General features: G+C 68.1%; 17 protein-coding genes, 1 pseudogene and 1 riboswitch. Of the genes and pseudogenes, 12 read left to right on the top strand and 6 right to left on the bottom strand.

The annotated features are described in order from the left end of the window. Positions 1 to 118: 118 nt before the first annotated feature. A complete protein-coding gene (locus AC6RIC_RS24910; protein WP_499734365.1) occupies positions 119 to 898 on the bottom strand; it encodes a DUF899 domain-containing protein in 780 nt (259 codons plus the stop codon). A gap of 116 nt (positions 899 to 1,014) precedes the next feature. Between AC6RIC_RS24910 and AC6RIC_RS24905 the strand changes: the two genes are divergently transcribed. Beyond that, a complete protein-coding gene (locus tag AC6RIC_RS24905) occupies positions 1,015 to 2,235 on the top strand; it encodes a helix-turn-helix domain-containing protein (RefSeq protein WP_499734364.1) in 1,221 nt (406 codons plus the stop codon). 34 nt (positions 2,236 to 2,269) lie between these two features. Next, positions 2,270 to 2,908 carry a Vgb family protein gene (locus AC6RIC_RS24900; protein WP_499734363.1) on the top strand — a complete coding sequence of 213 codons (639 nt, stop codon included), beginning with the start codon at positions 2,270 to 2,272 and terminating at the stop codon, positions 2,906 to 2,908. 160 nt (positions 2,909 to 3,068) lie between these two features. On the opposite strand, the gene AC6RIC_RS24895 is transcribed toward AC6RIC_RS24900, so the two are convergent. Then, on the bottom strand, positions 3,069 to 4,232 hold the full coding sequence (locus AC6RIC_RS24895; RefSeq protein WP_499734362.1) for a M20 aminoacylase family protein: 1,164 nt from the start codon (positions 4,230 to 4,232) through the stop codon (positions 3,069 to 3,071). 193 nt (positions 4,233 to 4,425) lie between these two features. Here AC6RIC_RS24895 and AC6RIC_RS24890 point away from each other — a divergent pair, with 193 nt between their 5' ends. After that, positions 4,426 to 5,130, top strand: coding sequence for an SDR family oxidoreductase (locus AC6RIC_RS24890; RefSeq protein ID WP_454658629.1), 705 nt, complete (start codon positions 4,426 to 4,428; stop codon positions 5,128 to 5,130). Positions 5,131 to 5,148: 18 nt separating this feature from the next. Here AC6RIC_RS24890 and AC6RIC_RS24885 read toward each other — a convergent pair whose 3' ends face one another. From AC6RIC_RS24885 to AC6RIC_RS24875, 3 genes are read right to left on the bottom strand one after another with little or no spacing between them, the layout of a single operon-like run. Continuing rightward, the gene (locus AC6RIC_RS24885) at positions 5,149 to 6,663 is read right to left on the bottom strand and encodes a tripartite tricarboxylate transporter permease (protein WP_499734361.1); all 1,515 of its coding nucleotides are present in this window, start codon (positions 6,661 to 6,663) and stop codon (positions 5,149 to 5,151) included. A gap of 1 nt (position 6,664) precedes the next feature. Continuing rightward, entirely contained in the window at positions 6,665 to 7,090 is a 426-nt protein-coding gene (locus AC6RIC_RS24880; protein WP_454658627.1) for a tripartite tricarboxylate transporter TctB family protein, read from the bottom strand. Between the two features lie 42 nt (positions 7,091 to 7,132). Next, positions 7,133 to 8,104 (bottom strand): Bug family tripartite tricarboxylate transporter substrate binding protein, encoded by a 972-nt coding sequence (locus tag AC6RIC_RS24875; RefSeq protein ID WP_499734360.1) that lies wholly within the window; start codon positions 8,102 to 8,104, stop codon positions 7,133 to 7,135. 211 nt (positions 8,105 to 8,315) lie between these two features. On the opposite strand from AC6RIC_RS24875, the gene AC6RIC_RS24870 reads away from it, so the two are divergent. The 5 genes from AC6RIC_RS24870 to AC6RIC_RS24850 all read left to right on the top strand — a co-directional run bounded on the left by AC6RIC_RS24870 (position 8,316) and on the right by AC6RIC_RS24850 (position 13,847). Further along, entirely contained in the window at positions 8,316 to 9,767 is a 1,452-nt protein-coding gene (locus AC6RIC_RS24870) for a bifunctional 2-methylcitrate dehydratase/aconitate hydratase (protein ID WP_499734359.1), read from the top strand. Positions 9,768 to 9,773: 6 nt separating this feature from the next. Beyond that, positions 9,774 to 10,706: a methylisocitrate lyase gene (gene prpB / locus AC6RIC_RS24865; protein ID WP_499734358.1), complete on the top strand. Its 933-nt coding sequence runs from the start codon at positions 9,774 to 9,776 to the stop codon at positions 10,704 to 10,706. Between the two features lie 105 nt (positions 10,707 to 10,811). Then, positions 10,812 to 11,762: a Bug family tripartite tricarboxylate transporter substrate binding protein gene (locus AC6RIC_RS24860; protein ID WP_454658623.1), complete on the top strand. Its 951-nt coding sequence runs from the start codon at positions 10,812 to 10,814 to the stop codon at positions 11,760 to 11,762. 78 nt (positions 11,763 to 11,840) lie between these two features. Next, on the top strand, positions 11,841 to 12,323 hold the full coding sequence (locus AC6RIC_RS24855) for a tripartite tricarboxylate transporter TctB family protein (protein WP_499734357.1): 483 nt from the start codon (positions 11,841 to 11,843) through the stop codon (positions 12,321 to 12,323). A 3-nt stretch (positions 12,324 to 12,326) separates the two neighbouring features. Next, a complete protein-coding gene (locus tag AC6RIC_RS24850) occupies positions 12,327 to 13,847 on the top strand; it encodes a tripartite tricarboxylate transporter permease (RefSeq protein ID WP_499734356.1) in 1,521 nt (506 codons plus the stop codon). Positions 13,848 to 13,853: 6 nt separating this feature from the next. Here the strand turns inward: AC6RIC_RS24850 and AC6RIC_RS24845 are convergent, their stop codons facing one another. Then, the gene (locus AC6RIC_RS24845; protein WP_454658620.1) at positions 13,854 to 14,621 is read right to left on the bottom strand and encodes a GntR family transcriptional regulator; all 768 of its coding nucleotides are present in this window, start codon (positions 14,619 to 14,621) and stop codon (positions 13,854 to 13,856) included. A gap of 66 nt (positions 14,622 to 14,687) precedes the next feature. Continuing rightward, positions 14,688 to 14,886, top strand: a riboswitch (cobalamin riboswitch). Positions 14,887 to 15,008: 122 nt separating this feature from the next. Here AC6RIC_RS24845 and AC6RIC_RS24840 point away from each other — a divergent pair. The 4 genes and pseudogenes from AC6RIC_RS24840 to AC6RIC_RS24825 all read left to right on the top strand — a co-directional run. Continuing rightward, on the top strand, positions 15,009 to 16,955 hold the full coding sequence (locus tag AC6RIC_RS24840) for a TonB-dependent receptor plug domain-containing protein (protein ID WP_499734355.1): 1,947 nt from the start codon (positions 15,009 to 15,011) through the stop codon (positions 16,953 to 16,955). Further along, positions 16,952 to 17,812, top strand: a complete 861-nt coding sequence (locus tag AC6RIC_RS24835) for an ABC transporter substrate-binding protein (protein ID WP_499734354.1) — start codon at positions 16,952 to 16,954, stop codon at positions 17,810 to 17,812. Before AC6RIC_RS24840 ends, AC6RIC_RS24835 begins: the two co-directional genes overlap by 4 nt. Further along, the gene (locus tag AC6RIC_RS24830) at positions 17,809 to 18,822 is read left to right on the top strand and encodes a FecCD family ABC transporter permease (protein ID WP_499734353.1); all 1,014 of its coding nucleotides are present in this window, start codon (positions 17,809 to 17,811) and stop codon (positions 18,820 to 18,822) included. The genes AC6RIC_RS24835 and AC6RIC_RS24830 overlap by 4 nt, the downstream gene beginning before the upstream one ends. 71 nt (positions 18,823 to 18,893) lie before the next feature. Then, positions 18,894 to 19,610, top strand: a pseudogene (locus AC6RIC_RS24825) (ABC transporter ATP-binding protein); the annotation flags it as partial. Between the last annotated feature and the right edge of the window lie 9 nt (positions 19,611 to 19,619).

Raw genomic sequence — 19,619 nt, 5'->3', positions numbered from 1 at the left:
AGATGAATGAAGCAACGAATTTGCGCTGCGTCAAGGAACTTTGCCGGCACCGTGTTAAACTGATCGCCACGGGCGCTTCGCGACGTGGCGCGCGGCGCCCTCGCGAGGTTCTCGCACGCTACGACACGGCTTGGCGGGCGGCGTAGCGGTCGCGATGGAGCCACCACGGGCCTTGAGCCTCGTTGCGGCCCTTCGGCGCCCGGTCGAGCCAGGCATACATGCCCCAGATGCCGTCCACGCCGCGCGAATAGCTCGAATAGGTGTGGTAGATCGCGCCGTCCTCGCGGATGAAGGCGCTCAGGCCCGGCCGGTCGCGGTGATAGGTGGGGACGTCCACACCGGCCATCGTTGCGAAGGAGCGTTCGATTGCGTTGCCGGGGCCGCGCCACTCGAATTTCGGCTGATGGCGGAAATTGTAGTCGACCCCTTGCGTCCGCTCCTGCATCTCGGTGAAGGAGACGTTGTAGTCGAAATTGAAATCGGTCTGACCGGACGAGGCCCAGGGAAAGCTCCAGCCCATCCGCTCGCGGAAGCCGAGCAGCTTTTCGACCGGCGCCCGCGACACGGCCCAAAGCATCACGTCGTGATTGGCGAGATGCGTGGTCGAGCCGTTGAACCCGTCGGCGATCGCCGAGCAGGACGGGCAGCCGGCCTTGTAGTCCGGTCCGAACATGAAATGGTAGACGAGGAGCTGCGAGCGCCCCTGGAAGAGATCGGCGAGAGAGGCGTCGCCCTGCTCGGTCTGGAAGCGATAATCCTTCTCGACCTTGACCCAGGGCAGAGCCTGCCGCCGCTCGGCGAGCGCATCGCCCTGCCGCGTATACGCCTTCTCCGCTTCCAGCAGTTCGAGCCGGGCGGCGAGCCATTCTTCGCGTGTTCCGATCGTGTGACTGGTCATGGTGCTTCACTCCTGTCGCCGGATGTCCGCGCCGCTTCGACACTCGATGCGGCGTCGCGATCGGTGGTAAGGCGGAGGCGGCAGACGGTGGGAGTGACAAGTTTGGCGGGATTCCGATGGACTCGCTGATCACGGCTGCGGCGCAGGCGCTGGCGAAGGGCGATCCGCTGGGCGCGCTGAACCGGGTCGCCTTGCGTGACGATGCGCCCGCGCTGGCGCTGCGCGGCATCGCCATGGCGCAGCTCGGTGACTTCGCCCGCGCCAGAGTTTTGCTGCGCCGTGCCGGCCGCGCTTTCGGGCCAAGGGAGGCGGTCGCCCGCGCTCGCTGCACCGTCGCCGAGGCGGAGGTCGCCCTGGCCGCGCGCGATCTCGGCTGGGCTCCCGGGAGGCTCGACGAGGCTGCCTCGGTGCTCGAGACCCACGATGACCGCGCGAATGCCGCCCATGCCCGCCTGCTCGACATCCGCCGGCTGCTGCTGATCGGCCGGCTCGACCATGCGGGCGAACGGCTCGCCGACCTCGATCCCGTGCAGCTTCCGGCGCCGTTGCGGGCGGTCCACGGACTCGCGAAGGCCGGCATCGCCTTGCGCCGGATGGAGGCCCGCGCTGCGCGAGTTGCGTTGGAAGGCGCACGCGACGCCGCCGGGCGAGCTGGCATTCCCGCGCTGATCGCCGAGGTCGAAGCCGCCCGCCACCTGCTTGATGAGCCGGCCGCGCGTTTGATCGCGGGGGGCGTCGAGTGCCCCGTGTTGCTCGACGAGGTCGAGAACCTGCAGGCCTCGGAGGCGCTGATCGTCGATGCCTGCCGCCATGCCGTGCGCGAGCGGGACAAATCGGTTTCGCTGGCGACGCGCCCTGTGCTCTTCGCCCTGCTGCGGACGCTGGCCGAGGCCTGGCCGCAGGCTGCGCCGCGGGATGTGCTGATTATCAGCGCCTTCGGGTCGCGCTTCACCGATGAATCGCACCGGGCGCGATTGCGCGTCGAGATCGGCCGCCTGCGCGCGGCGCTGCGGCCGTTGGCACGGATCAGCGCGACGGAGCGCGGCTTCGCGATCGCGCCGCGCGTTGCGGCCGGGGTCGTCGTGCTGGCGCGTCCGGTCGAGGAGAAGCATGCCACGGTGCTCGCCCTCATGGCCGATGGCGAGGCATGGTCGAGCTCCGCCCTGGCACTCGCGCTTGGCTCCAGCCAGCGCAGCGTCCAGCGTGCGCTCGATGCCCTCGCCGAGGCCGGCAAAATCCAGTCCTTCGGGCAGGCGCGGGCGCGCCGCTGGGTGATGCCGCCGATGCCGGGTTTCGCGACGAGTTTGTTACTCCCGCTGTCCTGGCCGGATGGCTAGGGTCCGGCATCGCAACAGACGCAGGAGCCAAGCCATGACGATCCCCGCTGCCGAGATCACCCGTACCTATGGTCCTTTTCCGGGCGTCGAGAAGGTTCATGGCGTCAGTTTCGACGGCGCCAATGTCTGGTTCGCCTCCGGCGACCGGCTGAACGCGCTCGACACCGCCAGCGGCGAGGTTGTCAGAACGATCGACGTGCCCGCCCATGCCGGCACGGCCTTCGACGGCACGCATCTCTTCCAGATCGCCGAGGATCGCATCCAGAAGATCGATCCGCGGACCGGCTCCGTGCTTGGCACGATTCCCGCTCCCGGCAAGGGTGGCGATTCCGGCCTCGCCTGGGCCGAGGGTTCGCTCTGGGTCGGCCATTACCGCGAACGCAAAATCCATCAGATCGATCCGGCCACGGGCAAGGTGCTGCGCAGCATCGAGGCCAACCGCTTCGTCACCGGCGTGACCTGGGTCGAGGGCGAATTGTGGCACGGCACCTGGGAAGAGGGCGAAAGCGAATTGCGCCGGATCGATCCCACGACCGGCAAGGGGCTGGATGCGCTCGCGATGCCCCACGGCGTGGGCTTGTCCGGAATGGAATCGGACGGCGCCGAGCTGTTCTATTGCGGCGATGGCGCCAAGAGCACGCTGCGCGCCGTGCGCCGGCCGAAGCGCGCCTAAGTGTTGGGTCATGAGCCTGTTCGACAGCCATCAAGGCGAGAGCAGGCTCAGGTCTACGCCGGAGGGCGCAGGGTTTGGCTCCATAAATCAGGGAATGTTTGAAAGGCTCTTCCCCAAGAGCTCGTCCGCCGGAAAGATCTGTCTCTCGTGGGGTGGAAGCTCAACCAGCGGCAAGCCTTCGCCTGACAATCGCGGCGTGGAACCGTGCGCCGTGGATCAGTCCGCGATCGTCGAAATCAAAGGACGCATTGTGCAGCGGCGCAGAGCCTTCGCCATTGCCGACATAGGCGAAGCAGCCGGGCACATGGTCGAGGAAGCGGGCGAAATCCTCCGAGCCCGTCATCGGCTCGGATGCGACCGCGACATTGTCCTCGCCCAGCACGGTCCGCGCGGCGGCGAGGGCTTCCTGCGAGAGCGCGGCGTCGTTCACCAGTGGCACGAACTCGCGCGTATAGGTCAGCTCGTGGCTGAGGTTGTAGCTTTCGGCGGTGCCGCGCGCGATGATGCCCATCTGGCGCTCGATCGCGGCGCTGACCTCGGGGCGGAAGCTGCGGGCATCGCCGAGGATGCGCGCCGTCCCCGGCAGCACGTTGCGTGTGCCGTCCGTCAGCAGTTCGGTGACCGAGACCACCGCGATATCGGCCGGGCTCAGGCGGCGCGACACGATGGTCTGGAGCTGCATCACGAGTGCGCAGGCGGCGACGAGGACCTCACTGCCCGCATGAGGCTTGGCGGCGTGGCCGCCGACGCCCTTCAGCACGATCTCGAAATTGTCCTCGGCCGACATGAAGGAGCCGGCGCGCGTCTGGAAGCGGCCGATGCCGAGGCCCGGCATGTTGTGCAGGCCGTAGATCTCGTCGAAGGGAAAGCGCTCCATCAGCCCGTCATCGAGCATGGCGAGGGCGCCGCGGCCCCATTCCTCGGCCGGCTGGAACAGGAAGCGCACGGTGCCGTCGAATCCACCTTCCTCTGCCAGCAGCTTCGCTGCGCCGAGCAGCATGCTGGTATGGCCGTCATGGCCGCAGGCATGCATCACGCCGGGGGTCTGCGAGCGATAGGGGCGTTCGCCCTGCTCTGTGATCCGCAGCGCGTCCATATCGGCGCGGAGCGCGATCGCACGGTTCCCGCTGCCGCGCTTGAGCGTGCCGACGACGCCGGTGCCGCCGATGCCTTCGACGACCTCGTCAAGTCCGAATTCGCGCAGTTTATGAGCGACGAAGGTGGCGGTGCGCTTCTCCTCGAAGCCGAATTCGGGATGCGTGTGCAAGTGGCGCCGCCACGCGGTCATCTCGGATTGCAGGGCGTCGAGATCGGGCTTGGGCATCGGTGCGGCCTCGTTGCGCGGATTGCGAAGCAATAGTGCAGATGCGCCGAAAGAAGCGCTGCAAACCGGTCTGTCGGATGCACATTTGTTGCGCATGGCGATGGGCAGGCAAGCGCACAGGCGCGTTCGTCACGGCCCGGCGGGAGTGCTAGGAACGTCGCAGGATTCGAGTCAGCCGATGCAGGAGGATGGAATGGCAGTGGACAAGGTTGCCCTGGTCACCGCGGGTGGGAGCGGCATGGGCGCTGCGGCGGCGAAGCGCCTCGCGCAGGACGGCTTCGCCGTCGGCATTCTCTCCTCCTCGGGCAAGGGCGAGGCGCTGGCCGCAGAGCTCGGCGGCATCGGCGTCACCGGCTCGAACCAGTCGAACGATGACCTGAAGCGCCTTGTCGATCTCGCCATGGAGCGCTGGGGCCGCATCGACGTGCTCGTCAACAGCGCCGGTCACGGGCCGCGCGCCGCGATTCTCGACATCACCGACGAGGATTGGCATCGCGGCATGGATACCTACCTGCTCAACGCCATCCGCCCGACGCGGTTGGTGACGCCGATCATGCAGAAGCAGAAGGCGGGCGCGATCATCAACATCTCGACCGCCTGGGCCTTCGAGCCGAGCGCGATGTTCCCGACCTCTGCGGTGTTCCGGGCGGGGCTCGCCTCCTTCACCAAGATTTTCGCCGACACCTATGCGGCCGACAATATCCGCATGAACAACGTGCTGCCGGGCTGGATCGACAGTTTGCCGGCCACCGAGGAGCGGCGGCAGGGCGTGCCGATGCAGCGCTACGGCACCAGCGACGAGATCGCCGGCACGATCGCCTTCCTCGCCTCGAAGGACGCGGCCTATATCACCGGCCAGAACCTGCGCGTCGACGGCGGCATCACCCGCTCGATCTGAGGTTGCTCCGGGCGCCGCTCAGGCGCCCGGCTTTCCGGCTTCGGCCATCGCCGCTTGATGAAGCTTCGGCTTGCGGATCAGCGGGAGGCCGATCGCGACGACCGCCAGCAGCCAGAGCACGATGCTCGTCGGCGTCGAGAACAGGATCTCGTAGCCGCCATCCGACAAGGACAGCGCCCGGCGGAAATTGTCCTCCAGCAGCCGGGCGAGCACGAAGGCCAGCATCAGCGGAATCAGCGGAATGCCGACCTTGCGCAGGATATAGGCGAGGACGCCGATCCCGGTGGTGATCAGCAGTTCGAAGGCCGAGTTCGAGACGGCGTAGACCCCGGCATAGGACAGGGCGAGGATGCCGGGATAGAGGATCCAGGCCGGCACCAGCAGCAGCCGCGCGAACAGCCCGACCAGCGGCAGGTTCAAAACCAGCAGCATCAGATTGCCGATATACATCGAGGCGATCAGACCCCAGGCGACCTCCGGCCGCTGCGTGAACAGCAGCGGGCCGGGCGTGATCGAGTACATCATGAAGGCGCCGAGCATCACGGCGGTGGTGCCGGAGCCGGGAATGCCGAGCGCCAGCATCGGCACCATCGAGCCGGTCTGTGCGGCGTTGTCGGCGGTTTCCGGCGCGGCGAGGCCGCGCATGTCACCCTTGCCGAAGGTGCCCTTGTCCGAGATGCGCTTCTCCGCGGTATAGGCCATGGCCGAGGCGACGGAGGCGCCGGTGCCCGGCAGCACGCCGAGGAAGAAGCCGAGCCCGGTCGCGCGCAGCATTGCGGGGATGCAGTAGACGATTTCCCGGAAGGTCAGGCGCGCGCCGTTGCCGGTGCGGGAGACCACGCCGCTGATCATGCCTTCCGCCAGGAAGAGGATCTCGGCGACGGCGAAGAGGCCGATCGTCAGGCTGGTGAAGTCGATGCCGCCCAGGAGTTCCAGCGAGCCGAAGGTGAAGCGCTCGACGCCGGTGCCGCCATCGATGCCGACCATGGCGAGCAGGAGCCCGAGCGCGACCGCGATCCAGGTCTTCACCGCCTTGCCCTCGCTCATCGTGCCGAGCAGCGCGAAGGACAGCACCATCAGCGCGACATAGTCGGCCGGGCCGAAGGAGAGCGCGAGCCGCGTCAGCGGCACGGCGAGGAAGGTCATCAGAATGACGGCGCTGGTTCCGCCGACGAAGCTGCCGATGCCGCTGATGGCGAGTGCCGCCGCGCCGCGCCCGGATTTGGCCAGCGGATAGCCGTCGAGCGTCGTCATCACCAGCCCGGGATCCCCGGGGATATTGAGCAGGATCGAGGAGATGCGGCCGCCATAGCCGCTACCATAATAGAGTCCGGCGAGCAGGATCAGTGCCGTCTCCGGCGGCAGCTTCAGTGCGAAGCAGAGCGGCAGCAGCAGCGCCACCGCATTGATCGGCCCGATGCCGGGCAGCGCGCCGATCGCGGTGCCGAGCGCCACGCCGGCAAAGGCGACAGTGAGATTGAGCGGGGTGAGCGCGACCTGGAAGCCGGTGAGGAGGGCGGCGAATGCGTCCATCTCAGATCCCCAGCGGTCCGCGCGGCAGCGGCAGGTCGAGCATCTTGTCGAGCAGCACGAAGAACACGACCGCGGTGGCGACGGCCGACACGGCGGCCGGCAATGGCCGCGCATGGAAGGCCAGTGCGGCCACGAAGCAGAGCAGGGCCGTGGCCGCGATGAAGCCGATCGGCAGCAGGAGCAGCGGGTAGATCAGGCTGGCCACGAGCACGGCAAGCGCGCGCGGCCATGTCCCGAACTCCATCGTCACCGGCCCTGGGCGCAACATCAGGATGAACCCGCCCAGGATCAGCACGCCGCCGATGATCGTCGGGAACACGCGTGGCCCCACCGGATCGGCCGCGAACGGCACATGCAGGGTCTGCGCGTGCCAGATCGCGCCCGCGCCGATGAGCGCGCAGATCAACCCGACCAGGCGATCGATCATGATCTCCTCCCGTTCCGCTGCCTTGTCGAAGGGCTTTTGGCCTTACTTGGCGAGGCCGACCTCGGCGGCCAGCGCCCGGAAATCGGCGGTTCGCTTCTTGGCGAAGGCGTCGAACTCCGCGCCGACCATGCTGAATTCGAACAGGCCCTGCTCGCCGCGCGCCTTTTGCCAGCGCGGATCGGCGTTGAGCTTGGTCAGCACGCCCGTCCAGTAGGTATAGGACGCTTCGGGCGCCTTCGGCGGGGCGTAGAAGCCGCGCACGATCGGCCACTGCACGTCATAGCCCTGTTCCTTGGCCGTCGGCACCTGCGCGAAGGCGCCGGGCAGGCGCTTCTCCGAGAAGGTCGCGAGCAGGCGGATCTCGCCGGCCTCCAACTGGCCGCGCACCTCGGAGGCATCGCCGGGGAAGAGGTCGATATGGCCGCCGATCAGGGCGCCGATCGCCTCGCCGCCGCCTTCATAGGCGAGATAGCGCATCTTGCGCGGATCGACGCCGGCCGCCTTCAGGACGAGCGCCGGCTTCATCCAGTCCTGGCTGCCGACTGTGCCGCCGGCGCCGACCTTGACCGAGGTCGGGTCCTTCTTCAGGGCCTCGACGACCTCGGCGAGGGTCTTGAAGCGGCTGTCCTTGCGCACGGCGAGCACGCCGTAATCGGCGCCGATCGCGCCGAGCCAGCGCACGTCGGATTCGCTGAAGCGGCCGAACTTGCCCTGGGCGAGATTGACCCAGGAGCCGGTCGAGACCGCGACGATGACATTGGCGTCGGCGGCGCGCTGCGCCTGGATGTTGTTATAGGCGATGGCGCCGATGCCGCCCGGCATGTTGGTGGTGCGGATTGACGGGCCGACCAGTCCCGTCTCGTTCAGCATGCGGCTGGTCAGCCGGCAGGTCAGGTCGAAGCCGCCGCCGGGGGCGGCAGGTGCGATGCATTCCGGGTTCTGCGGCTGGAAGTCCTGTGCGTGGACGGTTGCCGAGAGCAGCAGCGCACAGCAGGTGGCGATCGTTGTCCTCATGGCGTTCCTCCGAAAGTCCTGTTGCTCCCACCTGTCGGTGGCGGGGGGGCGTCGCAGTCCGGGCTCATGACTGGCCCGGTTCGATTGTCGACAATTTTTAGATTAGCGAGCCGGAGGCGCTTGTCAAACGGGCGGGTCAATGTAATTTGTGTCGACAATAAATGCTGGCCAGGCTGAAAAGGCGAGCGATCGATGCGAGGAACGGCCCAAAATGGCGACATTCAACAACAATGAGCGTCCGGCTCCGGACGGTGTTCTCGTCGATATCGCCGACTACGTGCTGAACTATCGCGTCGAGAGCAGCCTGGCCTACGAGACCGCCCGCAACTGCCTGATCGACACGATGGGCTGCGGCATGGAGGCGCTCGAATACCCCGCCTGCACCAAGCTGCTCGGCCCCGTCGTCCCCGGCACGACCGTGCCGAACGGCGCCCGCGTGCCCGGCACGCCCTACCAGCTCGATCCCGTTCAGGCCGCCTTCAATTTCGGCACGATGATCCGCTGGCTCGACTTCAACGATTGCTGGCTCGCCGCCGAATGGGGCCATCCGTCCGACAATCTCGGCGGCATCCTCGCGGTCGCCGACTGGCTGTCGCGCACCGCGGTCGCCGCCGGAAAGTCGCCATTGACGATGCGCGACGTCCTGACCGCGATGATCAAGGCGCACGAGATCCAGGGCTGCCTCGCGCTGGAGAACGCCTTCAACAAGGTCGGCATCGACCATGTCATCCTGGTCAAGGTCGCCTCGACCGCGGTCGTCGCCGGCATGCTCGGGCTCGACCGCGACGAGATCGTCAATGCGCTCTCGCTCGCCTTCGTCGACGGGCAGGCGCTGCGCACCTATCGCCACGCTCCCAATGCCGGCTCGCGGAAGAGCTGGGCGGCGGGTGATGCCACCAGCCGTGCCGTCCGACTCGCGCTGATCGCCCGCACCGGCGAGATGGGCTATCCCTCGGCGCTGTCAGCCAAGACCTGGGGCTTCTACGACGCCTCGTTCCGCGGCCAGAGCTTCAAGTTCCAGCGCCCCTACGGCTCCTATGTGATGGAGCACGTGCTGTTCAAGATTTCCTATCCGGCCGAGTTCCACTCGCAGACCGCGGTCGAGGCTGCGATGACCCTGCACGATCAGCTCAAGGCGATGGGCCGCAGCAGCGACGACATCGCCTCGATCAAGATCCGCACGCACGAGGCCTGCATCCGCATCATCGACAAGCGCGGCCCGCTGCATAACCCGGCCGATCGCGACCACACGATCCAGTACATGGTCGCCGTGCCCTTCATCTTCGGCCGCCTCACCGCTGCCGATTACGAGGACGATATCGCCGCCGATCCGCGCATCGACGCCCTGCGTGACAAGATCGAATGCGTCGAGGACCCGGCCTTCACCAAAGACTATCACGACCCCGAGAAGCGCTCGATCGCCAACGGCATGACGGTGACGCTGAAGGACGGCACGGTGCTGCCCGAGCTCGTCGTCGAATACCCGATCGGCCACAAGCGTCGCCGCGCCGATGGCATCCCGCTGCTGGAAGCCAAGTTCCGCACCAATCTCGCCCGCCGCTTCGTCGAGAAGCGCCAGCGCCAGATCCTCGATATCTCCCTGGATCAGGCGAAGCTCGAGGCGATGTCCGTCAACGACTACGTCGATCTCTACTGCAACTGAGTGCCCATGCCCTATCTCGTCGCCTCAGATCTTCCGTCAGAGCCGGCCGGCCAGCGCTTCCGCGCGCTGGTCGAGCGCGGCGGTATAGCCCAGCTTCCCGGTGCCCATAACGGCATGGCCGCGATTCAGGCCAGGATGGCCGGCTTCGAGGGCTTGTATCTGTCGGGCGCGGCGATGACGGCCTCGATGGGCATCCCCGATCTCGGCATGATCACCGTCGACGAGGTCTCCTTCTTCATCCGCCAGATCGCGCGGGCCTCCGGCCTGCCGCTCCTGGTCGATGGCGATACCGGCTATGGCGAGGCGCTCAACGTCATGCACATGGTCCGCGTCTTCGAGGAGGCCGGCGCCGGCGCCGTCCATATCGAGGACCAGCTGCTGCCGAAGAAATGCGGCCATCTCAACGATAAGAAGCTGGCCGACGCCCATGACATGGCGGCTAAGGTCGCCGCTGCCGCCCGGGCGCGCCGCCATCTCTACGTCATCGCCCGCACCGATGCCGCCGCGAGCGAGGGCATCGACGGCGCGGTCGCGCGTGCCAAGCTCTATCTCGAGGCCGGCGCCGACGCGATCTTCCCGGAGGCGCTGACCACGGCCGAGATGTTCCGCGAGTTTGCCCGCCGCATGCCCGGCGTGCCGCTGCTCGCCAACATGACCGAGTTCGGCCGCACGCCCTTCTTCACCGCCTCCGAGTTCGAGGCGATGGGCTATCGCATGGTGATCTGGCCGGTCTCGTCGCTCCGCGTCGCCAACAAGGCGCAGGAGAAGCTCTACGCCGCGCTTGCCCGCGACGGCGGCACGCATGCCATGGTCGACCAGATGCAGACGCGGGTCGAGCTCTACAAGACGATCGGGCTCGCCGATTACGAAGCACTCGACGCCTCGATCGTCGCGACGATCACGCCGGAAGGCATGCCCCAGCGCGAGCGCAGTGCGTGAGGACAGCGGGGCGCCGGAACGACCCGGCGCCCGAACCGCGGATGATGCGGCAAGAAGCGACCAGCTCGAAAAGGGCGGCGTAACGACAACGGGAGGAGATGAAAGATGCTGAAGCGTTTGACGATGGCCGGCGTCCTGGCCCTGGGGCTCGGCACTGGTGCGGCCCTCGCTGAACCGGCCAAGGTGATGATCCCCGCCAATCCCGGCGGCGGCTGGGACGGCGCCGGGCGCCACACAATGGCGGCCTTCGCCCAGTCCAAGGTCTTCACGGACGGGGCGTCCTTCACCAACAAGGGCGGTGCCGCCGGCACGATCGGTCTCGCCGAATTCGTCCGCACCGCCAAGGGCGACGACAACGCCCTGCTGGTCACCGGCGTCATCATGGTCGGCGGCGTCATCACCAACCAGACGCCGGTCTCGCTCAAGGACACGACGCCGCTGCTGCGCCTGACCAACGAGTACAATGCCATCGCCGTGCCTGCGAACTCGCCGATCAAGACCCCGGCGGACTTCATCGCCGCGCTCAAGGCCGATCCCGGCGCGCTCTCCGTCGGCGGCGGCTCGGCCGGCGGCGCCGACCATGTCATGCTGGCGCTGCTCGCCAAGCATGCCGGCGCGCCTGTCGGCAAGATCAACTTCGTCGCCTTCTCCGGCGGCGAGATCCTCGCTGCGCTCGGCGGTGGCAAGATCAAGGCGGCGATCTCCGGCGCCTCGGAATTCCGTGCCTTCGCCGAATCCGGCCGCATCCGCATCATCGCGACCTCCGGCCCGACGCGGGTCGACGGGCTCAATGCCCCGACGCTGAAGGAAGCCGGCATCCCGGTCGAGGTCGGCAACTGGCGCGGCTTCGTCGGCGCGCCCGGCATGAGCGACGCCGCCAAGAAGACCTGGCTCGACCGCTTCGCCAAGCTCCACGCCACCAAGGAGTGGAAGGAGACGCTGAAGACGCAAGGGTGGGAGGACGCCTATCTGCCGGGCGACGCCTTCAACGCCTTCCTCAAGAGCGAGGAGACCAACTGGACGAGCGCGCTCAAGGAAGTCGGCATCCTGAAATAGCCTCCGTCGAAGCCGGGCGGCGCGCCTGAGCGTGCCGCCCGCCATCCATCGCGAAGGGCGGCAAGGCAGATGTCATCGATGAAGAACGGTTCGGCTGCTGCGGGTGGACGGCCCTGGTGGCTCGGGCTCGCCATCCTGATCATGGGCGCGCTCTGGCTCAACGGCGCACGCAGCATCGCCTCCACCACCAACTATGTCGGCGTCGGGCCGGCCGCGATGGTGCTCGCCGTCGGGCTCGGGCTCGTCCTGCTCGGCTTCCTGCTGATCCTTCAGGCGCTGAAGGGGCAGCTCGCACCCGCCGGTGAAGACGAGGAGGAGGCGCCGTTCTCGCGCCCCGCCTTCCTGATGGCGCTGGCAGGGGTCGGCGTACCCTTGCTGACGATCCGCTGGCTCGGTTTTCCGTTCAGCGCGATGCTGGCCTTCACGCTGGTGACCCATGCCTTCGGCTCGCGCCGTACCCTGCTTGATCTCGGCATCGGCGCGCTGATCGCCAGCCTCGCCTGGCTCGGCTTCTCCCGCCTCGGCATCAGCCTTGGCCCCTTCTTCCCGCTGCTGGGTTGAGCCATGGACATCCTGAACCAGTTGCTCGGCGGGTTCGCGGTTGCCTTGCAGCCGATGAACCTGTTCTGGGCCTTCATCGGCTGTGGCCTCGGCACGGCGGTCGGCGTCCTGCCCGGCATCGGCCCGGCCCTGACCATCGCCCTGCTCCTGCCGGTGACCGCACAGGTCAATCCGGCCTCGGCCTTCATCATGTTCGCCGGCATCCTCTACGGTGCGCTCTATGGCGGCTCGACCACCTCGATCCTGTTGAACACGCCGGGCGAGAGCGGCTCGGTGATGACGGCGCTCGAAGGCAACCGCATGGCCCGCCGTGGCCGCGGCGCCGCCGCGCTGGCGACGGCCGCGATCGGCTCCTTCGTTGCCGGCACGATCGGCACGCTGGCGTTGACCTTCCTCGCGCCCGCCATCGCCGAGCTCGCCTTCGTCTTCGGCCCGGAGGACTATTTCGCGCTGATGATGCTCTCCTTCACCGCGGTCGCCGTGGTGATGGGGCGCTCGATGGTGCGCGGCTTCGCCGCCCTATTCTTCGGGCTGGCGCTCGGCACGATCGGCATCGATACCCAGACCGGCCAGACCCGCATGGTCTTCGGCACGCTCGAACTGCTCGACGGCATCTCGTTCACGGTCGTGCTGGTCTCGCTCTTCGCGATCGGCGAGACGCTCTATGTCGCAAGCCGGCACAGCGCGGCTCCGGCCGCCGTCAATCCGCTCTCCGGTGGAAGCTGGATGACGAAACAGGATTGGAAGCGCTCCTGGAAGCCCTGGCTGCGCGGCAGCGTCATCGGCTTCCCGATCGGGGCGCTGCCGGCCGGCGGAACGGAAATCCCGACCTTCCTCTCCTATGCGCTGGAGCGCCGCCTGACCAAGCATCCGGAGGAGTTCGGGCAGGGCGCGATCGAGGGCGTCGCCGGCCCCGAGGCGGCCAACAACGCGGCCGCCGCCGGCATCCTCGTGCCGTTGCTGACGCTCGGCCTGCCATCGACCGCGACGGCCGCCGTCCTGCTCGCCGCTTTCCAGAATTACGGGCTCCAGCCCGGCCCGCTGCTCTTCGCGACCAATCCCGATCTGCTCTGGGGCCTCATCGCCTCGCTCTATATCGGCAACGTCATCCTGCTGATCCTCAACCTGCCGCTGGTCGGCATCTGGGTCCGGCTGCTGCTGATCCCCCGGCACTACATCTATGGCGGCATCGTCGTCTTCGCGATGGTCGGCGTCTGGGGGCTCTCGACCTCCTGGATGGATCTGGCGCTGATGTGCGGCCTCGGCCTCGTCGGCTATGTCGCGCGCGTCCATGATTTCCCGATCGCGCCGGCCCTGATCGGGCTGATCCTCGGCCCGCAAGCGGAAATCCAGCTCCGGCGCGCGCTCGCCGTCAGCCAGGGCGACTGGAGCGTGCTGGTCGGCACGCCGATCGCGGCGACGCTGCTCGGGATCGCGGCATTGGTCCTGATCGTGCCGCCGCTGCTCGCCCATCGCCGCCGCCGCGCCGAGGCGGAAGGGCAGTCGGTCGCTGCTACCGGCTGAACCGGATCAGCGCTTCCCACCGTTCCGGCGCTTGCCCGGCTTGGCGCTTTCGCTCACGGCTAGCGCCGCCTGAAGCGCCATGCGGGCGGCGCGGATATGGCGGCGCATCAGGATTTCCGCGAGTTCGCCGTCGCGGTGGCTGATCGCCTCGGTGATCCGCATATGCTCGCCCCAGGCCTCGCGGCCGCGCCCGGGAACGGTCGAATGCAGGCGCCGGCACAGGCGCAGGCGCGGGTAGAACTGCTCGCAGAGCAATTCGGCCAGAATCGGATTGCCGCTGCCCTTGGCGATCCGGCGGTGGAAATCGGCCTCGGGCTCGTCCTGGAGATAGGCGCCCATCGGGTTGCGCTCGATCTCGCCGCGATGGCCCCGGACCAGTGCATCGAGCGCCGCGATCTCGGCCTCGCTCATGCTCTCGGCGGCGAGACGGGCAGCCATGCCCTCGGTCGCCTCGCGCACGTCGAGCAGGGCGAGGAACTCGGCCGCGCTCGGCTCGGCGACGCGCGCGCCCTGATTGGCGACATAGGTGACGAGCCCGCGCTCCTGCAGGCGCCGGATCGCCTCGCGAACCGGCGCGCGGCTGACGCCGAAGCGGCGCGCGATCGCCGGCTCGCTCAGCTTGGCGCCGGGCGCGATCTCCCCGGAGACGATGGCCGAGGAGAGGTCGTCGTAGAGTTTGACGGTAACGCCCACGCTCGCGGGGGGCAAAGTCTCGGCCAGCATCGAGCGGGTGCCTATCTGCTTCTGTTGCTGCGAGTATAGCGCAGTCGCCACGATTGCCGAGCCTGTTCATGCCCCCGATGTCGGCAAGGCAGCTGTTTGACGTCGCCACTTTTTTGCCCTACTCGTCGATCCGACGGTTCCCTCACGGGATCAAAAGGGAACGCGGTGCGGGTGGCGAGCCACCCCATGCCGTGGCTGCCCCCGCAACTGTAAGCGGCGAGCCTTTCGCCATACGCCACTGGGGCCTCGGACCTGGGAAGGCGGTGAAGGGCAGCGACCCGCGAGCCAGGAGACCTGCCGTCAGCCGTGGTCACACGCGGACACGTTCGGCCGGGGTGCGCCGATTGCTGATTCGACCGTTCGCCGTCTTTCATACGGCTGATGGGAGATCGCGTTCGCGGTGACGTGCCACTGACGTCAACGCCCGAGGTCTCCATCGTGAACGTCTTCCTCCCGGCCGCCGGACGCGGCCGCTTGCTGCTCTCCGCCTCCTGCCTCGCCATCGCCGGCGCAACAGCCCCGGCCTTCGCCCAACCCGCTCCTGCGACGATGGCGCTCGACGAGATCGTCGTCAGCGCCACGGGCACGCCGACACCCGCGCGCGAGATCGCGAGCTCGGTCACCGTCATCACCGCCCGGGATATCGAACAGCAGCAGCGCCGGACGCTGCCGCAGGCGCTCGCCGCCGTGCCCGGCCTCAACATCGTGCAGACCGGCGGGCCGGGCGGCCTGACCTCGGTCTTCATGCGCGGCACCAACTCCAACCACGTCAAGGTGCTGATCGACGGCATCGAGGCCAATGATCCCTCGGCGCCGAACCGCTCCTTCGATTTCGGCTCAATGCTGACCGAGGATATCGAGCGCATCGAGGTGCTGCGCGGCCCGCAGAGCGGCCTCTACGGCGCCAACGCGCTGGGCGGCGTCATTTCGGTGACCACGAAGCGCGGCGAGGGGCCGCCGAAGATGACCGCGCGCGTCGAAGGCGGATCGCACGGCACGTTCAACCAGTCCCTCGGCTTCAGCGGCGGCGACGCGCGGTTCAACTATGCCTTCAACGCCGCCCATTTCCGCGCCGACGGGACCGAGGTGACGCCACCGAACCTCGTGCCGCCCGGCCGCCGGATCAACCCGAACATCTTCGACAATTACAGTTACTCCGGCCGTCTCGGCTTCGCCCTCACCGATACGCTGACGCTCAACTGGGTCGGTCGCTATCAGGACGGCCAGTTGCGCAATACCGGCGACACCGGTTTCCCGAGCAAGCCCTCGCCCTATCGTTCCCAGCAGAACTATGCGCAGGCCTTCACCCGTGGCGAACTCGTCTGGGACCCGCTCAGTGGCCGCTTCGTCAACACCTTCGGCGTGTCCTATTCACGCCAGGACAGGGGGACGCGGACGGCTTCCGCGGTGACCGGCCTGCTCGGCCTGCCCAATCAGAGCCTTGGCGAGCGCACCAAGCTCGACTGGCGCGGCAATCTCGAGATCACCAAGGGCCACAACCTGATCACGGGCCTGCAATATGAGCGCGAGCGGCTGGATACGGCGAGCCTGATCGCTTCGAACGGCAACAAGGCGGCCTATCTCGAATACCAGGGCAATATCGAGGATCGCTATTTCATGGCGGCCAACATCCGCCACGACCATGACGACAGCTATGGCGGGCACACGACCTACCGCATCGCGCCGGCCGTCCTCATCCCAGGTACGGAGACCAAGCTAAAGGCGAGCTACGGCACCGGCTTCAAGGCGCCGACGCTAAGCGAGCTCTTCATCGACTATCGTCCCGGCTACAATTTCTTCGGCAACCCGAACCTGAAGCCGGAGGAAAGCCGAGGCTGGGATGTCGGCTTCGAGCAGCCGCTCTTCGACAAGCGCCTGCAACTCGGCGCGACCTGGTTCCAGAACGATATCGAGAACCTGATCGTCACCAATACAAGGCGCGATTCCTACGCCAATATCGGCAAGGCGAAGACGAAGGGCGTCGAGGCCTTCGCCGCGCTGGAAATCTCGCCGCAGTTCCGCATCCGCGCCGACTACACCTTCACCCTCGCCAAGGACGAGATCGCGCGGCAGGAGCTGCTGCGCCGGCCGCGCCACAAGGCGAGCGCGACCGCGACCTGGACGCCGACGGACAAGCTCAGCCTCTCGGCGACGCTGATCCATATCGGCTCCTGGGTCGACGGCAACCGCGACTTCTCGGTGCCCCGCATGCGGGCGAAGGGTGCGACGCTGGTCAACCTCGCCGCCGAGTACAAGGCGACCGACAAGGTGACGGTGTTCGGGCGGGTCGATAACCTCTTCGACAAGCGCTGGGAGAATCCGGTCGGCTTCCTCGTGCCGGGCCTCGGTGTCTTCGGCGGTATCAAGGTGGCCATCGGCGGATGAACCTGCCTCTCGTCCTGCGCCGTCTGCGCGGCGCCTGCCTCCTGCCCATCGCGCTTGCGGGCGCGATGGCATCGGTCTCGCTTGCTGCGGACCGGCCGGCACGCATTGTCTCGCTCAACATGTGCACGGACGAGCTCGTCCTGCGCCTGGCCGATCCCGTACGCATCGCTTCGGTGACGTGGCTGTCGCAGGACCCGCGCAACGCCAACATGGCCGAGGCCGCGCGCCGGGTCCCCGCCAATCACGGCCTTGCCGAGGAGGTGCTGGGCTTCAAGCCCGATCTCGTCGTCGCCGGTGCCTATACGACGCGCGCCACCGTTTCCCTGCTCGGGCGCGTCGGCGTTACGGTCAGGGAGTTCGGCGTTCCCCGCAATCTCGCGGAGATGAAGGCGCAGATCACGGAGATGGCCGACCTGCTCGGCGAGCCCACGCGCGGACAGGCCTTGCTCGCCGGGATCGAGCAGCGCCTGCAGGCTCTGGCCGCCCGCCGCGTCGAGCGGCCGTTGCGGGCGGTCGTGCTCCGTCCCAGCGGCTTCACGGTTGGCCGGGGTTCGCTCGTCGACGAGATTCTGACACGCGCCGGCCTCGTCAACATCGCGGCCGAGCTCGGCGTCGAGAGCTATGGCCAGATCGCGCTCGAAACCGTGGCGCTTGGCCGCGCCGAGGTTCTGATCCTGAACGAGACGCCGGACGGCCCGCCGTCCCTGGCGCATGAGATCCTGCACCATCCTGTCATCGACCGGCTCGGCGCCCGGCTGAAGCTTGTCGCGCTGCCGTCGCGGCTCTGGACCTGCGCCGGCCCGAGCGTGCTCGACGCGATCGAAATGCTGGTGCGTGCCGTGGAGGAGAAGTCATGAGGTCGGAGGCTTCACGCGGCGTCAGGCCGGTGGTGCTGTTGAGCCTGCTCGCTCTCGCCACCTTGGCCGCGACCGTGATGTCCATGGCCGTCGGCTACGCGCCCCTGGCGCTCGGCCAGGCGGTGACGGACCTCCTCGCAGGGGAGAAAAGCCTGCCGGCGCTGGTGCTCTACGAACTGCGCCTGCCGCGCGCCCTGCTCGGCGCCCTCGTCGGCTTCAGCCTTGGCATGGCCGGCGCGGCGATGCAGGGGTTGTTGCGCAATCCACTCGCCGAGCCCGGCGTGATCGGCATTTCCAGCGCCGCGGCCTTCGGCGCCGTCCTCGCCTTCTATAGCGGGCTCTCTGCCAGCCTTGCCCTTGCCCTGCCGCTCGGCGGTATCGCCGGCGCGCTGCTGGCGACCGTGATCCTCTTCGTCCTGCTCGGCCGCGGCGCGAGCACGACCACGCTGATCCTTGCGGGCGTGGCGCTGAACAGCTTTGCCGGAGCTGCGACCGCGCTCGCGCTCAATCTCGCGCCCAATCCCTATGCGGCGCTGGAGATCGTCTTCTGGTTGATGGGCTCGCTGGCGGATCGGAGCATGAACCATGTCGCGCTCGCCTTGCCCCTGATGCTGCTCGGCTGGGTCCTGCTCGCCTCGGCGGCGCCGGCGCTCGATGCGCTCAGCCTCGGCGAGGACACGGCCGCGAGCCTCGGTTTCGACCTCGCCTGGCTGCGGGCGCGGTTGGTCGGCGGCGCGGCGCTGGCCGTCGGGAGCGCGGTCGCCGTCACCGGCGCGATCGGCTTCGTCGGTCTGGTCGTGCCGCATCTGCTGCGCCCTCTGGTCGGCCATCAGCCGGGCCGGTTGCTGATCGCCTCCGGCTTCGGCGGCGCCATTCTCGTCCTTGCGGCCGATATCGGCGTGCGGCTCATGCCGGTCCGGCCGGAACTCAAGCTCGGCGTGGTCACCGCGCTGATCGGCGCGCCCTTCCTCTTCGCGCTGGTGCAGCGCCTGCGCCGGGAGGCCATGTGATGGCAATCACGGCGTCCGGCCTCACGGTTTCGCTCGGCGGCAGGCCGATCCTGCAAGGGGTCGATGCGCAGGTCCGGCCTGGCGAGGTTCTCGGCCTGATCGGCCCCAACGGCGCCGGCAAGACGACCTTGCTGCGCGTGCTGGCCGCGCTGCTCGCGACTGACCGTGGCGGCGTCGATTACGACGGCTCTACGGCACGGGAGCTCGGTCGAGCCACGCTCGCGCGCCGCGTCGCCTTTCTCGCTCAGGGCGGCGAGGCGCCTGCGGCTCTCTCCGTCGAGGCGCTGGTCGGGCTCGGTCGCTTGCCGCATCGCCGCCCCTTCGCCGAGGCCGGCGAAGCTGACCGGCAGGCGGTCGCACGGGCGCTGGCGCTTTGCGACGTCGCCGACTTCGCCGGCCGCGCGGTCGGCACGCTCTCGGGCGGCGAGCGCCGTCGCGTCCTGCTGGCGCGGGCATTGGCGGTGGAGGCGCCTTATCTCCTGGCAGACGAGCCGCTGGCCGGCCTCGATCCGCAGCATCAGCTCGACAGCTTGCAACTGCTGCGCCGGATCAGCCGCGACGGCACCGGGGTCGTCGTCGTGCTGCACGACCTGACGCTCGCCGCCCGCTTCTGCGACCGGCTCCTGCTGCTCGATCGCGGCCGGCGGGTTGCCGACGGGCCTGCCGCGGATGTCCTCGACGACGTCAGGCTCGCGCAGGTCTTCGGTGTCCACGCCCTGCGCGGCTCCCATGCCGGCGAGCCCTTCCTTCTGCCCTGGCGCAGGCTCGACAATGAAGATGCGCCCTGAGCGGCGCCG

It is taken from the genome of Allobosea sp. TBD101, from assembly GCF_059817965.1.
The sequence above is the reverse complement of the archived record's forward strand: the minus strand, read 5'-3'. Positions and strand labels throughout refer to the sequence as shown.